The sequence below is a fragment of the Thiothrix winogradskyi genome (assembly GCF_021650935.1).
Classification (GTDB): Bacteria; Pseudomonadota; Gammaproteobacteria; order Thiotrichales; family Thiotrichaceae; genus Thiothrix; species Thiothrix winogradskyi.
The window spans coordinates 3581235-3594540 of the sequence record NZ_CP091244.1 but is presented as its reverse complement, the minus strand read 5'-3'; the positions used below and the strand labels follow the sequence as shown (position 1 = coordinate 3594540).

At 52.7% G+C, this 13306-nt stretch carries 14 protein-coding genes; 2 read left to right on the top strand and 12 right to left on the bottom strand.

Annotated elements, in window-relative coordinates:
• The first annotated feature begins 2 nt into the window (after window positions 1-2).
• The gene (gene recB / locus L2Y54_RS17820) at window positions 3-3557 is read left to right on the top strand and encodes an exodeoxyribonuclease V subunit beta (RefSeq protein WP_236497977.1); all 3555 of its coding nucleotides are present in this window, start codon (window positions 3-5) and stop codon (window positions 3555-3557) included.
• On the opposite strand, the gene L2Y54_RS17815 is transcribed toward recB, so the two are convergent.
• Genes L2Y54_RS17815 through L2Y54_RS17805 form a run of 3 tightly spaced genes read right to left on the bottom strand, consistent with a single transcriptional unit; the run spans window position 3542 to window position 5828 of the window.
• Window positions 3542-4306: a sulfite exporter TauE/SafE family protein gene (locus L2Y54_RS17815; RefSeq protein ID WP_236497976.1), complete on the bottom strand. Its 765-nt coding sequence runs from the start codon at window positions 4304-4306 to the stop codon at window positions 3542-3544. The genes recB and L2Y54_RS17815 overlap by 16 nt on opposite strands.
• A gap of 23 nt (window positions 4307-4329) precedes the next feature.
• Entirely contained in the window at window positions 4330-5025 is a 696-nt protein-coding gene (locus L2Y54_RS17810) for a hypothetical protein (protein ID WP_236497975.1), read from the bottom strand.
• Window positions 5026-5039: 14 nt separating this feature from the next.
• Window positions 5040-5828: an inositol monophosphatase family protein gene (locus L2Y54_RS17805; protein WP_236497974.1), complete on the bottom strand. Its 789-nt coding sequence runs from the start codon at window positions 5826-5828 to the stop codon at window positions 5040-5042.
• Window positions 5829-6046: 218 nt separating this feature from the next.
• Here L2Y54_RS17805 and L2Y54_RS17800 point away from each other — a divergent pair, with 218 nt between their 5' ends.
• A complete protein-coding gene (locus tag L2Y54_RS17800) occupies window positions 6047-6415 on the top strand; it encodes a hypothetical protein (protein ID WP_236497973.1) in 369 nt (122 codons plus the stop codon).
• A 63-nt stretch (window positions 6416-6478) separates the two neighbouring features.
• Here the strand turns inward: L2Y54_RS17800 and L2Y54_RS17795 are convergent, their stop codons facing one another.
• The 9 genes from L2Y54_RS17795 to rsxA are packed head-to-tail and all read right to left on the bottom strand — an operon-like array spanning window position 6479 to window position 13192.
• Window positions 6479-6934, bottom strand: coding sequence for an outer membrane lipoprotein (locus L2Y54_RS17795; protein ID WP_236497972.1), 456 nt, complete (start codon window positions 6932-6934; stop codon window positions 6479-6481).
• Window positions 6935-6944: 10 nt separating this feature from the next.
• Entirely contained in the window at window positions 6945-7364 is a 420-nt protein-coding gene (locus tag L2Y54_RS17790) for a DUF1841 family protein (RefSeq protein WP_236497971.1), read from the bottom strand.
• Window positions 7364-7996: an endonuclease III gene (gene nth, locus L2Y54_RS17785; RefSeq protein ID WP_236497970.1), complete on the bottom strand. Its 633-nt coding sequence runs from the start codon at window positions 7994-7996 to the stop codon at window positions 7364-7366. Before nth ends, L2Y54_RS17790 begins: the two co-directional genes overlap by 1 nt.
• On the bottom strand, window positions 7993-8694 hold the full coding sequence (locus L2Y54_RS17780) for an electron transport complex subunit E (protein ID WP_236497969.1): 702 nt from the start codon (window positions 8692-8694) through the stop codon (window positions 7993-7995). The genes nth and L2Y54_RS17780 overlap by 4 nt, the downstream gene beginning before the upstream one ends.
• Window positions 8691-9338, bottom strand: coding sequence for an electron transport complex subunit RsxG (gene rsxG, locus L2Y54_RS17775; RefSeq protein WP_236497968.1), 648 nt, complete (start codon window positions 9336-9338; stop codon window positions 8691-8693). Before rsxG ends, L2Y54_RS17780 begins: the two co-directional genes overlap by 4 nt.
• On the bottom strand, window positions 9335-10372 hold the full coding sequence (rsxD, locus tag L2Y54_RS17770) for an electron transport complex subunit RsxD (protein ID WP_236497967.1): 1038 nt from the start codon (window positions 10370-10372) through the stop codon (window positions 9335-9337). Before rsxD ends, rsxG begins: the two co-directional genes overlap by 4 nt.
• Window positions 10369-12015 (bottom strand): electron transport complex subunit RsxC, encoded by a 1647-nt coding sequence (gene rsxC, locus L2Y54_RS17765; RefSeq protein WP_236497966.1) that lies wholly within the window; start codon window positions 12013-12015, stop codon window positions 10369-10371. The genes rsxD and rsxC overlap by 4 nt, the downstream gene beginning before the upstream one ends.
• Window positions 12012-12611, bottom strand: a complete 600-nt coding sequence (rsxB, locus tag L2Y54_RS17760; protein WP_236497965.1) for an electron transport complex subunit RsxB — start codon at window positions 12609-12611, stop codon at window positions 12012-12014. Before rsxB ends, rsxC begins: the two co-directional genes overlap by 4 nt.
• On the bottom strand, window positions 12611-13192 hold the full coding sequence (gene rsxA, locus L2Y54_RS17755; protein WP_093067792.1) for an electron transport complex subunit RsxA: 582 nt from the start codon (window positions 13190-13192) through the stop codon (window positions 12611-12613). Before rsxA ends, rsxB begins: the two co-directional genes overlap by 1 nt.
• Between the last annotated feature and the right edge of the window lie 114 nt (window positions 13193-13306).

Genomic DNA, 13306 nt, shown 5'->3' with positions numbered 1-13306 from the left:
TCATGCAAACACTCCACGCCCAAAGCGTTCCCCTCGTTGGAACCAACCTCATCGAAGCCAGCGCTGGCACGGGCAAGACTTGGACGATTTCATGGCTTTACCTGCGCCTAATCGCCGTCTACGGTCTCAAAGTCGACAAAATTCTGGTCGTCACCTACACCGAAGCTGCCACTGCCGAATTACGTGACCGCATCCGCAAACGCCTCGCCGACGCGCTCGCCTATCTGGAACAGCGTCCACACGCCGAAACCTACGAATCGTTGCCCTTAGAAGCGCCGCTCCACGACTGCATCCAACGCCTGCAACTGGCATTGGTGAGTTTTGACGAAGCGGCAGTCTTCACCATTCACGGTTTCTGCAAGCGCGTGTTATCCGAAAACGCCTTTGAAGCGCGGATGCCGTTTGAAACGGAGTTGGTGACAAACGAAGACAATCTGCTCACCGAGTTAACCGACAAATTCTGGTATCAGCATTTCCTCAAACCCGATGCACTGCATTTGCGCTTGTTGCAAAAACGCGGGCTGACCCCGGATGGTTTGCTGGCAACCGTGCGCCATTTCATCGGCAAACCGTATTTGCACACTGATATTCAGCCCGTCACCGCCGAGGCATTTGCGCAACGGCAAGGCGCTTTCGAGTCTGCCTTGCAAGCCTGCCAGCAACATTGGGCGAGTGAACGTGAGGCGATCATTGGCTTATTGCTGAGTGGCGCACTCAACGGCAGCACCTACAGCAAGCGCTATGTGCCGAATTGGGCGAGTAAACTCGATGCGTATTTCGCTAATCCGCTGGACTTGCCGTATGAAACCCTCGAACGCTTTGCCACCCCCGCGCTGACCGAAAAAACCAAGGATGGCAAAGTCACGCCCCAACACGCTTTTTTTGCACAAGTCGATGCCTTGCTCGCCGCCCATGACGCACTCTCCGACGGCGAACAAGCCGCGCTGGAATACTTGCGCCTGCAATTGCTGCATCAGTTACGTACCGAATTACCCGTGCGTAAACAACAACTCGGCATTCTCACCTTTGACGATTTGCTGTTGCACTTGCGCGATGCATTGGAACAGCACCCCGATTTTCCGCCGCGTTTGGCGCTGAAATACCAAGCGGCGTTAATTGATGAATTTCAGGACACTGATCCCATTCAGTACGAGATTTTCGAGCGCATTTACCGCGATAAACCCGAACAGCCCGTGTTTTACGTGGGCGACCCTAAACAGGCGATTTACGGGTTTCGGGGGGCGGATATTTACACCTACCTCAAAGCCGCGCACAGCACGTCGGCGCATTACACGCTACAACACAATTTCCGTTCGCATCCTGATTTGCTGCAAGCGCTCAATCACCTCTTCGCGCAATCCGACCAACCCTTCCGCAGCGACATCCGCTACGAAGCCGTCAGCGCCGGTAAACCGCAACACGACATCTTCCTCCCCTCGCCCCTTGAGGGAGAGGGGCTGGGGGTGAGGGGTATTCCCCCCATCCGTCTTTGGGATTGGAATGCACTCGACGAAGGTTTTAATAGTGCAGCGGTACAAGAAAGTATCGCCGAAGCCGTTGCCAACGATATTGCCCGCCTATTAAACGCCGGTCACGAAGGTATTGCTCGAATCGGTGAACGCCCCGTAGAAAGCCGCGACATTGCGGTACTCGTGCGCGAAAACCAACAGGGTGAACAAATCAAACGTGCTTTATTGGCACGCGGGATTGCCAGCGTACAAAAATCACGCGACAGCATTTTCTGCACCCGCGAAGCCAGCGATTTCCGAGCCGTATTACGAGCAATTGCCGAACCGGGCAATGAAGCCGCTCTCAAACAAGCCCTCGTGACCGAACTGTTCGGTTTCACCGCTGAAGATTTATTCGCGCTGGATGAGAATCCGACGCTATTGGAAGCCGAACTCGAAGCCTTCCACCGTTGGCATAAAACTTGGCATTCGCAAGGTTTCATGCCGATGTTTCGTCAGTGGATGTTGCAACGCCAACGCTATGCGCACTTATTAGCTTTGGCAGATGGCGAACGTCGCCTCACCAATTTGTTGCATTTGGCGGAACTCATCCACACCGAAAGCCGTTTGCAAGGGCATGGGATGCACGCGCTGATTCGTTGGTTACAACAAAAAGCCGAAGCGGGTGAACAAGACGAAGCGCATGAACTCCGTTTGGAAAGCGACGAAAACTTGGTGCAAATTACCACCATCCACAAAAGCAAGGGGTTGGAGTACGGCATTGTGTATTGCCCGTATTTGTGGGCGGAACGTGACGCGAAAGCCAGCACATGGTTCAGTTGGTATGATCGTGACACCGACGCGGGCATTTCGCGCCTGCAAGCCGAAGCCTTTGCCAGTGACGCAGCGCTTAAGTGTTTCCGCGAAGCCGAACAAGCCGAAAGTTTGCGTTTACTGTACGTCGCGCTCACCCGCGCCAAATACCATTGCACCATTGCGCTGGTCAGCGGGCGCATTAACCAATTCGACTATTATTCGGCACTCGGTTGGCTGTTATTCGGCAAGTTACCGCAGGGCAAGGCAATTCTCGGCAAATTGCGCAAAGACGGGATGCAACCCGACGAACGCCAACGTTTGATGCACACGCAATTGAATCAGTTGGTGGAACAATCCACAGGTGGCATCAGCCATGAGGTCTTGTCCGTTGAGGAAACGCGGGTGTGTTATCAAGCCGACAGCGGGGAATGGCAACCCAGCATTCGCCGCTACCAACCACGTTACGTGCCGGTTCCCAAAGTCGGCAGTTTCAGCGGTTTGACATCTGGCAAGGATGATGAACGCCCGGACTACGACACGCTGGTTGTTGTTCCGGTCGCTGAGCGAAGTCGAAGCGAGGCATTCCCACGTGGCGCAAAAGCCGGAAGCTGCTTGCACAAAATGCTGGAAGAGCTCGATTTCACCCAAGCGCTTGCTACCCAGCAGGATAGTGTATTGTTACCCGCGTTGAAGCGCCACGGCTTGCCCGAACGCTGGCTACCCGCCGGTGTGCAACTGCTGGAAAATACCCTGAATACACCGTTGCCAGCCGTTAATCTGCGTCTATGCGATTTGCCCAAAGCGCAACGCCTTGATGAACTCGAATTTTATTTTCCGGTAGAACGCTTGCGTCTAAAACCGCTGCAAATGGCGTTGCATCAACACCTGCCCGCCGAATGGGAAGCCATTCACGCCGCTATCGACAAGCTGAAATTCAATGACTTAACCGGTTATATGAAAGGCTATATCGACTTGGTATTTGCCGCCGATGGGCAGTATTTTGTGGTGGATTACAAGTCGAATGATCTGGGCGCAATGCCCGCCGATTACCGTTTTGAGGTGATGCAAGAAGCGATGGCGGAACACCATTATTACCTGCAATACCTCATCTACTGTTTGGCGTTACACCGCTATTTGCAACAGCGGTTGCCGGGGTATGACTGGCAACAGCACGTTGGTGGGGCGTTGTATTTGTTTTTGCGTGGCATGATGCCGGAACAGGCAGGCTCCGGCGTATTCTTCCACAAGCCAACGCTTGCTTTGATTGAAGCGCTGGATCATTTAATCCAGTAAATCACCGCAATCATCACCCCGATGCTGACGACTAACCAGCGCAAGGCATTGGGGTTGATGCTACTGGCGAGTTTGCCGCCTAGCACCCCGCCGAGCAGTGCGCCGCAGGCCATGACCAGTGCCAATATCCAGATCACTTTGCCGGAAAACAGGAAGAAGACGGCGGCGGCAATATTGACCCCAAACGCCACCGCTTGTTTGAGTGCATTCAGGCGGGTTAGAGAATCGTCCAGAATCAGCGCTAAAGCTGCCAGCACAATCACACTCAAGCCCGCCCCGAAATAACCGCCGTATATTGCGGCTAACAGAATCAACGGAATTGCCCAGGTTTGCGGAATGCCTTGGGCGCTATGGGTCTGCAAGCGGCGGGTGAGCCAAGCCCGCAACGGTGTTTGGATGGCCAGCAACAGCGATGCCAGCAAAATCAGGAATGGCACCAGCGCCTGAAACACCTTTTCCTCAGTATTCAGCAATAAAACGCCACCCAACACACCGCCCAACACCGCTGCCGGTAATACCAGCCACAAGCGTTGCGTTTGCGTGCGGATGTCCTTGAGCTGTGCCAAGGTTGCGCCGAAATAGCCGGGGCAAAGCGCGACGGTGCTGGTGATATTCGCCACTATTGGCGGAATACCCAACGCAATCAAGGTGGGAAAGGTGATCAACGTGCCACCACCTGCCAACGCATTAATCGCCCCGGCTGCCAATGCAGCGAGTGCCGCCAATAAATAATCCATCCCATCAAGCATAAAAGGGTTCCGGTCGGTGAGGTTTAGTGCGGTAAGTCGCGGGCATATTCGAGCAAGACCGTTTCTAAGCGGGCAAACGCTTCGGGTTTGGGGCTAGATCCCGGAAAACTTTGGTAGACCAGTTGCTTTTCCTTGCCGTCGAGCATGATGTCAAGGGTTTGGCGGTAATGGCGTTGCCCCGCTTTTGCACCACCAAAAGTATCGCGTTTGAGGGTGAATGCGCCACTCTCTTTGATCACGGCATACAGATTGTCGAGATCTTCGGGGCGCAAGGCGAGGCTGATGGTTTTGAGATCCTCTTCTTGCCAGCAAGGGGTGCTTTTTACCCATTGGGCGCAACGTCCATCAGTATCTTCAAAATAGGTGTAGCTGAGGATGCCGTTTGCCAGGGTGATTTCGGTGTAGAAGCTTTCACCGGTTGCGCGGAAACGCAGCGAAAAGTCACTGCTCGGCAGGGTTTGCTGGGCAAGGTTAGGGATTTTCAGGGTATTGGGTTTTTCGGGAGGCGTAGGCATGGTTTCCGGCTCCGGTGTCACAAGGGTGGTGGAATCATCGGGTTGCAGTTTGTCAGCGTCGGGGATAATGACGGGTTCTGCCATTGATTCGACGGGGGGAGCAGGTGGTGGCAGGGCTGGCTCACGTTTTTCGCAACCATTCAACGATAGCAACGTTAGCAAGAGCAGGCAGTAAGCAGAGGGGATGAAGTTAGTTTGTTTCATCCCCTGATTTTAGTTCATCTCGCCATGACCGGATGTAGGCGTTTGATCATTTCCTTGAAGACTTTTGGGTTAGCAGCGACTACATCGCCGGTTTTCAGGAAAGTGTTGTCACCTTTCATGTCACCAATCAGACCACCGGCTTCTTGCACCAGCAGTACACCTGCCGCGATGTCCCATTCATTCAGACCGAATTCCCAGAAACCATCAAAGCGACCACTGGCAACATAGGCCAGATCCAGCGCCGCTGAACCGGGGCGGCGGACGCCAGCGGTATCCGGTAACAAGGCTTTCATGGTTTGCAGGTATAAATCGAGATTCTGATTGGCACGGAAGGGGACACCCGTGCCAAGTAAAGCATTTTGCATGGTGCTGCGTTCAGACACGCGGATACGCCGTCCGTTCAACGTAGCGCCCTCGCCACGGGCAGCGGCAAAGGTTTCATCACGCAAGGGGTCATACACCACGCCGACCATTAAACGCCCTTTGTGTTTCATCGCGATGGAAACCGAGTAGTGCGGAATGCCGTAAAGGAAGTTAGTAGTGCCATCCAATGGGTCAATGATCCATTCATAATCGCTGTCAACGCCTTGTTTGCCGCTCTCTTCGCCGAAAAAAGCGTGGTCAGGGTAGGCACGTTGCAGCAAACGCACGATGCCTTGCTCGGCTTGGCGGTCAACCTCGCTGACAAAATCATTGTGTGCTTTGTTTTCGACATCCAGCTTATGCACTTTGTTGGCGTAGTGGCGAATGCCTTCGCCAGCTTCGCGTGCGGCTTCTATTGCTTTTCTGAGCATTGGGTGCATCAGCAAACTCTCCGGTACAGGGGATATTACGGGGCGTCAGGATAGCACAAACAGGCGGGTTTCTGCACGGTGTTATGGAAAGGAAAGAAAGTTCCAACAATTTTTTTATTTAAGTCAGAAAAAAAATCGAATTGTGTTTTTTTCTCAGTAAACTAATCTTAATGCGAGTTCTTTATTAAAAATTATCTAATCATAAATAGAGTAAGCAGGTGTATAAAATGGCAACTATGAAAGTTCGTAAAGGATTATCGGTGGTATCGCTTGTTTTTTTATCATTAATGGCGATGCAGGTTAATAGCGCTCCAATACAGGCAGCAGCAGGTGCTGATGCGCCTAAATCTAAAGTGTTGTTAATGGCTACGTTGAATAATGGGCCAGCGATGCAACCCGTGACTTGGACAGTTTATCGTCTGGAGAATGGTCAGGCGATCTATAATCAATCAGTGAATCTCCATTCCGCCAATATTGAATTGGAACCTGGGTTTTACCGTGCTGATGTGGCACTTAATGGAGCGAATGTTACTCGGTCACGTGTTTTCGACTTGAGTAATGTCAGGAGCAGTAATGTTATCGTGGCAATGGACTGAGAATAACCATGCAACAGGCATTTTAAGTGGGCGTATCGAGAATCTTAATACGCCCACTTTCGTTTAATGCGTTACTCTGGCTTTACCGTCTTGACTGGTTAATAATTTAACCGATTCGCCGATTGAAAAAGGTTCATCCGCTAATTGTGCAATCGCTACGGTGCGGTTATCTTCTAAGCGCACGGTAATTTCAATACCCGGTTTGGATTGAATGCTGCGGTCGAGCGCAATGCCCACCGTCCCGCCAATCACTGCGCCTGCTACGCTGCCAATGATTTGACCTTTGCCTTGCCCCAAGTCATTGCCTGCGACCCCACCAATCACTCCACCGGCTACCTTGCCGGTTTCGGCATTGTCTTCGCGGATCATGACATTGCGCAAACCGATGACTGTGCCAAATTTAACCTCTTGCAACGTCCCCGCTTGTGCCGTGGTGTAAGTGTTGCTGGATGGCATAATGGAACAGCCGCCCAATACCAACGGGAGCAGTAAGATGCCCGCGTAAAAGCCCGATTTCATGTGTTTTACCTCATTGTTTCTTTAAGCACTCAAGATAGGCGACTTCATCCGGGATGGTTTGGTGACGTTGTGCCAGCCAGATGCTTTCTGCCAAACAATCCATCATGCGGTGTTCCGCCTCGTTATTGCCGTATTTGATCACCAATTGCCGGTAAAGTTCGCGAATTCCAGTCGGGCGGTCAGTAGCAACCTGTTCGCGAATCCCAAGGTGTAAGCCCATGTGCAAAAATGGGTTGGTTTCGCCATTGTCGGGCAGGTAGTCGCGTTGTATCGCGCTATCGGGCGCGGCGAGGACGTGATGGTATTCGGGGTGTTCCGCAATCACGCTGGCTATTTGGGTTTCTAACGCATCCAGCGGCTGTTGTTGTTGAAATTTCTGCCAGCATTGCGCGTAATAGCGGCGCATGGCATCGCGGTCATTGCCAAACATTAGACGGTTTTCTCCTTGAAATCACACAAGTCAGCAATCAGGCATTGCCCGCATTTAGGGGTACGTGCTACACAGGTATAGCGCCCGTGCAGAATTAGCCAGTGGTGCGCATCCAGCAAATAGTCTTTAGGAATGTGTTTGAGCAGGCCTTTTTCAACGGCCAGCACGTTTTTACCGGGGGCAATACCGGTGCGGTTGGCGACGCGGAAAATATGCGTATCCACTGCCATAGTCGGTTGATGAAACGCGGTATTCAACACCACATTCGCGGTTTTACGCCCAACACCGGGTAATGCTTCCAAAGCCGCGCGATCTTGCGGCACGGTTGAAGCGTGTTTTTCGACAAGAATTCGGCAGGTTTCAATAATATTGGTGGCTTTGCTATTAAATAAGCCAATGGTTTTAATGTAATCCTTTAAACCGTCTACGCCGAGCGCAACAATGGCTTCTGGGGTATTGGCGGCGGGGAATAAATGCGCAGTGGCTTTATTCACCCCTTTATCGGTGGCTTGTGCGGAAAGAATCACCGCAATCAGCAATTCAAAGGTGCTGTTATAAACCAATTCGGTCGTCGGGTTTGGATTCGCCTCGCGCAGGCGACGGAAGATTTCTTCCCGCTTGGTTTTATTCACGCCGTTTCACCGATATTATTAACCGGAATGGTTTTAGCCGCTTTAGCCGCTTTAGCCGTTTGTGCCATGCGTTTGTCGATGTAATTTTTCAGCGCTACTAAAAAACCCAAACCAATAAATGCGCCGGGGGGCAGGGCTGCCAGTAATAAACCTTTGAAATCGTCACCCAGTGTCAGGGTTAAACCGCGTGCGGCTTCGCCAAACATGAGGTGTGCTTGCGCAAATAATGTTCCATTGCCGACCAGTTCACGCATTCCACCCAATACCATCAGGACTAGCATGAAACCAATGCCCATCATCAGGCTGTCGTAGCCTGCGTGTAGTGGGGGATTTTTAGAGGCATAAGCTTCCGAGCGCCCAATCACGATGCAGTTGGTGACAATTAACGGAATGAAAATGCCGAGGATATTGTACAGGTCGTGGAAATACGCCCGGATCAGCATTTCAATCAGGGTGACATTGCCTGCAATGATTAAGACGAACGCGGGGATACGGATTTCTTCGCGGATGAAATCACGTACCAAGGAAATTGCCAGATTCGATGCCACCAATGCCAGCAAGGTTGCCAACCCAAGCCCCAAGCCGTTGACCACGTTGGTAGTGACGGCCATCAGCGGGCATAAGCCCAGTAATTGCACCAAGCCGGGGTTGTTTTTCCACAAGCCTGCGACAGTCAGTTCACGGTAAGTTGCATTCATGGCGGTGTTCCTTTAGCAGGCGTTGTGGGGGTGAACAGGCTGGTAAAATGCTGTGCTGACCAATCCAGGGTGCGCTTAGTGGCGTTAATGACCGCACGGGGTGTGATGGTTGCGCCGGTAAATTGGTCAAATTCGCCGCCGTCTTTGCGCACTGCCCAGCCAGTGTTGGTGGGGTTTTGTAAGGATTTTCCGGCAAAACCTAAAATCCAGTCGTGGCGGTCGGCTTCGATTTTGTCGCCCAAGCCGGGGGTTTCTTTGTGAGCCAAGACACGCACGCCTGCCAGCGTTTGATCGGCATGGATACCCACCGCCAGACGAATTTTTCCGCTGTAGCCATCCGGCGCACTGACGATGAATAACGCCGCAACGGGCAAGCCTTGTTTGCTGGCACGGTACACGGTTACATCTTCAGCGCTACCGAAGTCCGCAGCGGGCAGTATTTGTTTGCTTGCCAGTAAATCGTTGTCATAGGTTTGGCTATGCACCAGCACATTGAGTTGTTGCAGGGTGGAAGCGCGTTCGTTGGCTTCGACTTGTGGTAGGGTTAAACCGTAGACGAAGGCCAATGCTACTGTCCCCAGCAAGGCAAACCCGGCTAGGAATGCCCCCGGTTTCAGGATTTCTTTCAGTAAACTATCGCTCATCCCCGTTGCCCCTGTTTAGTGCCATACACACGCGGTTGGGTGTAGTAATCCAGCAATGGCACTGCCATATTCATAATGATGACGGAAAACGCAATCGCATCGGGGTATCCGCCCCAGGTGCGAATAATGTAGGTAAATAGCCCAATTCCCCCAGCGTAAAACAGTTTACCGGTGGGCGTAGTGCTGGCGGATACGGGGTCAGTAGCAATGAAAAATGCCCCCAACATCGCTGCTCCGCTAAACAAATGAAACAGCGGCGATGCATACGCTTGCGGGTCAATCAGCCAGAACACACTCGCCATTACCGCTAAGGTTCCCAGCAATGCGACCGGAATTTGCCAGCCGATAATGCGTTGCCACAGCAACCACAAGCCGCCGAGGAGCCATGCCAGATTGACCCACCCCCACGTCGCTTGCCCCGCCAATAGACCAAATTGCCCCGTGGCGTAAATTTCGCTTAAAAGTTTATTCAAACTCAGGCTGACTTTGACCGCATCGAGTGGAGTAGCCGCACTCAGCGCATCCCAGCCTTGGGTGCTACCGGCAAACACGTGTTGCAAGGTTTGCCCCAAGCTAATCTGCGCAAAGCTGAAATCCACAGGCGCAGGCCAAATCGTCATTTGCACCGGATAAGACACCAACACGGCAGCATAACCAATCATCGCGGGGTTAAACGGGTTGTACCCCAAGCCACCATACAAATGCTTAGCAATCACAATCGCAAAAATCATCGCAATTACAATCAACCACCAAGGCGAAAACGCAGGCATTGCCACCGCTAACAACCACGCCGTGACCACTGCACTGTAATCGCTCAGAAACGGGCGTATCGGACGTTGGCGCAATTTCAACATGCCCCATTCCAGCAATTCCGCGAAGACAATGGCCAGCACCAAATTACTGAGTATCCCCCAACCAAAATACCAGATCAGTACGGCTGTGCCGGGAATCAGGGCATACAGCACTTGGCGCATTATGCTGCTGACATCTTGTTTGCCGCTCACGTAAGGGGACGTGCGTTTGCTGAAAATCATTCCGTGGTTTCCCCAGTGGTGGTTTGGGCGGCTTCCGCTTTTTTGGCTTTAGCGCGTTCCAGTGCGGCTTGGATAGCGGCTTTTTTGCCGTCATCGGTCGTGGTTTGCGCTTGTTCTTTGTGCTTTGCCAGCTTTTCGGCTTTTTCACGTTTAGCGCGTTCGAGGCGTTCCTGATGGAAATCGTGGCGTTCGCGGGCAATGTTTGCCTTGGTTTTGGCTTCGCGTTGGGTGCGAATTTCGGCTTTGGCAAAGCGGTAATAATCCACCAAACGGATGTGGCTGGGGCAGACGTAGGAACAGCAGCCACATTCGATGCAATCAAACAAATGGTATTGCTCGGCTTTGTCGAAGTCACGGGCGCGGCTGTGCCAGTAAAGCTGTTGCGGTAGCAAGGTGACGGGGCAGGCTTCGGCGCAGCGTCCGCAGCGGATACAGGGCAGGGCAGGTTGTTGTTCGCTCTCAGGAATATCGCTGACTAAAATGCAGTTGGTGGCTTTAACGACGGGGATTTGGTCAGTGTGCAAGGAAACGCCCATCATCGGGCCGCCCATGATTAAAGAAACCCCTCCTAGCCTCCCCTTATCAGGGGAGGAATAAGATCCCTCTTGACTCCCTTCCCTGATAAGGGGAGGGCTGGGGAGGGGTTTCTTCTGGGTGTAACCACCGCTGTGCGCAATCAGGTGTTGAATCGGTGTGCCTAGCGGGACTTCCACATTGCAAGGTTGTGCCACACCTTTGCCGGTGATGGTGAGGTAGCGATCAATCAGCGGTTCACCCAAGACCACGGCACGGTAAATGGCACGGGCAGTGGCGGGGTTGTGGCAAACAATCCCAATCGTTGCCGGTCTGCCGCCGCTGGGGACTTCTTTGCCGGTGAGAATTTTAATGAGCTGCTTTTCGCTGCCGCTGGGGTAAAGCGTGGGGATGGGGATAATCGCAATGCGTTGATCACCGAGTTCCTCACGTGCGGCTTGCATGGCAGCAATCGCTTCCGGTTTATTGTCTTCAATTCCGATCAAGCAGCGTTGGGTGGCGATAATGTGCATCATGATTTGCACACCGCGCAAGATTTCTACGGGTTTTTCGCGCATCAGCCGGTCGTCGCAGGTAATGTACGGTTCGCATTCTGCGCCGTTGATCACCAGAGCTTCGATGGGAATATTGTCATGCACATTGAGTTTGATGGCAGCGGGGAATACCGCGCCGCCCATGCCAACAATACCCGCTGCACAAATGCGTTGGCGTAAGACTTCACCATCCACTTGGCTGGGGTCGGGGTAGGTGGGCATTCGGGCATTGCCCCAGTCGTCTTTGCCGTCGGGTTTGAGGATGATGCACACATCACTCAAACCGGAAGGGTGGGCAATCGGGCGTTCTTCAATCGCGGTAATCGTGCCGGAAGTGCTGGCGTGTACCGGTACTTTCATAAAGCCGGTGTGCGAGGCAAGTTCTTGCCCTTTGTAAACGTAATCACCCGCGTTGACTGTGAGCGTGGGTTTGTAACCACTGTGTTGCTGGAGGGGAATGATTAATTCCTCAGCCATAGGCAGGTGCTTAGTGGGGGCAGCGTTGGAATCTTCCTTGTGGTAGTCCAGATGCAGCCCGCCGTGATTGCGCCAGAGTTTGTGTAAGATTTGTATCATGAAGCCACCTTTGGCGCTTGCGCGTTGGCATCATTGGAAGGCGAAGATTGTTGGGTCAGCGTGTAAACCGGATACGGCCATTTCCAGGTGGCAGGCTCGACCTTGAGGGGAACCATCGCGATGCAATCGACAGGGCAGGGCGGCAGGCACAGTTTGCAGCCGGTGCATTCGCTTTCAATAATGGTGTGCATGTGTTTTGCTGCGCCGACAATTGCATCCACCGGGCAGGCTTGAATGCACAAGGTGCAGCCGATGCAGGTGTTTTCGTCGATGACGGCGACCAATGGCACGCTGGAATGTTCGCCGTTTTCATCGTTGAGCGGTTTGGCTTCCACACCCAGCAATTCGGCGAGGGCTTTAATCGTCGCTTCGCCACCGGGCGGGCAATGGTTGATGTCGGCTTCACCTTTGGCGATGGCTTCGGCGTAAGGGCGGCAACCGGGGAAACCGCATTGCCCGCATTGGGTTTGCGGCAGGATCGCATCCACTTTGTCCGCAATCGGGTCGCCTTCGACTTTGTAACGAATCGCGGCGTAACCCAGCAGCAAACCGAAAACGGCTGCCAGCCCGCTAATGATAAGAATGGCTGCCAACATCAGTGTTTCACCAACCCAGAAAAGCCCATGAATGCCAGCGCCATTAGCCCAGCCGTAATCAAACCAATCGCGTTGCCTTGGAAGGTTTCCGGCACATCCGCAACAGCAAGGCGTTCACGAATACCCGCAAACAGCACTAAGACTAAGGTAAAACCGAGTGCCGCACCCATGCCGTACAGCGCGGATTCAATGAAATCGTGGGTTTCCTGCACATTCAATAATGCCACCCCCAGCACGGCGCAATTGGTGGTAATCAACGGTAAATAGATACCCAATACGTTGTACAACACTGGGCTGCTTTTGCGAATGACCATTTCGGTAAAGCCCACAATCGCGGCAATCACCAAAATAAAGCTGATGGTGCGCAAATATTCCAAGTGAAACGGTTCGAGCAGGTAATTGTTCACCAGATAACTGGCAATCGACGAGAGCGTCAGCACAAACGTAGTTGCCAAACCCATGCCCATCGCCGTTTCCAGCTTTCTGGAAACGCCCATGAACGGGCATAAGCCCAAAAAATGTGACAGGACAAAGTTATTGACCCACACCGTACCAACAATAATAAGTAAGTAATCTGTCATAAATTCAGGCTTTGGGAATGGTTTCCAGTGAATAACTGAGCGGCGCATTTTGCCATATTAGCGAGTTATAACCTACAGCAAAGCGGCTGCCTATGATAATTGTCAGAAAGATCG

Excerpts from the sequence above, each read along its gene's own strand:
- rsxC (WP_236497966.1), bottom strand. The coding sequence starts at position 12,015 with ATGATACAAATCTTACACAAACTCTGGCGCAATCACGGCGGGCTGCAT.
- L2Y54_RS17810 (WP_236497975.1), bottom strand. The coding sequence starts at position 5,025 with ATGAAACAAACTAACTTCATCCCCTCTGCTTACTGCCTGCTCTTGCTA.
- L2Y54_RS17795 (WP_236497972.1), bottom strand. The coding sequence starts at position 6,934 with ATGAAATCGGGCTTTTACGCGGGCATCTTACTGCTCCCGTTGGTATTG.
- L2Y54_RS17790 (WP_236497971.1), bottom strand. The coding sequence starts at position 7,364 with ATGTTTGGCAATGACCGCGATGCCATGCGCCGCTATTACGCGCAATGC.
- L2Y54_RS17800 (WP_236497973.1), top strand. The coding sequence starts at position 6,047 with ATGGCAACTATGAAAGTTCGTAAAGGATTATCGGTGGTATCGCTTGTT.
- L2Y54_RS17805 (WP_236497974.1), bottom strand. The coding sequence starts at position 5,828 with ATGCACCCAATGCTCAGAAAAGCAATAGAAGCCGCACGCGAAGCTGGC.
- L2Y54_RS17780 (WP_236497969.1), bottom strand. The coding sequence starts at position 8,694 with ATGAATGCAACTTACCGTGAACTGACTGTCGCAGGCTTGTGGAAAAAC.
- rsxA (WP_093067792.1), bottom strand. The coding sequence starts at position 13,192 with ATGACAGATTACTTACTTATTATTGTTGGTACGGTGTGGGTCAATAAC.
- rsxB (WP_236497965.1), bottom strand. The coding sequence starts at position 12,611 with ATGTTGGCAGCCATTCTTATCATTAGCGGGCTGGCAGCCGTTTTCGGT.
- rsxG (WP_236497968.1), bottom strand. The coding sequence starts at position 9,338 with ATGAGCGATAGTTTACTGAAAGAAATCCTGAAACCGGGGGCATTCCTA.
- L2Y54_RS17815 (WP_236497976.1), bottom strand. The coding sequence starts at position 4,306 with ATGCTTGATGGGATGGATTATTTATTGGCGGCACTCGCTGCATTGGCA.
- rsxD (WP_236497967.1), bottom strand. The coding sequence starts at position 10,372 with ATGATTTTCAGCAAACGCACGTCCCCTTACGTGAGCGGCAAACAAGAT.
- recB (WP_236497977.1), top strand. The coding sequence starts at position 3 with ATGCAAACACTCCACGCCCAAAGCGTTCCCCTCGTTGGAACCAACCTC.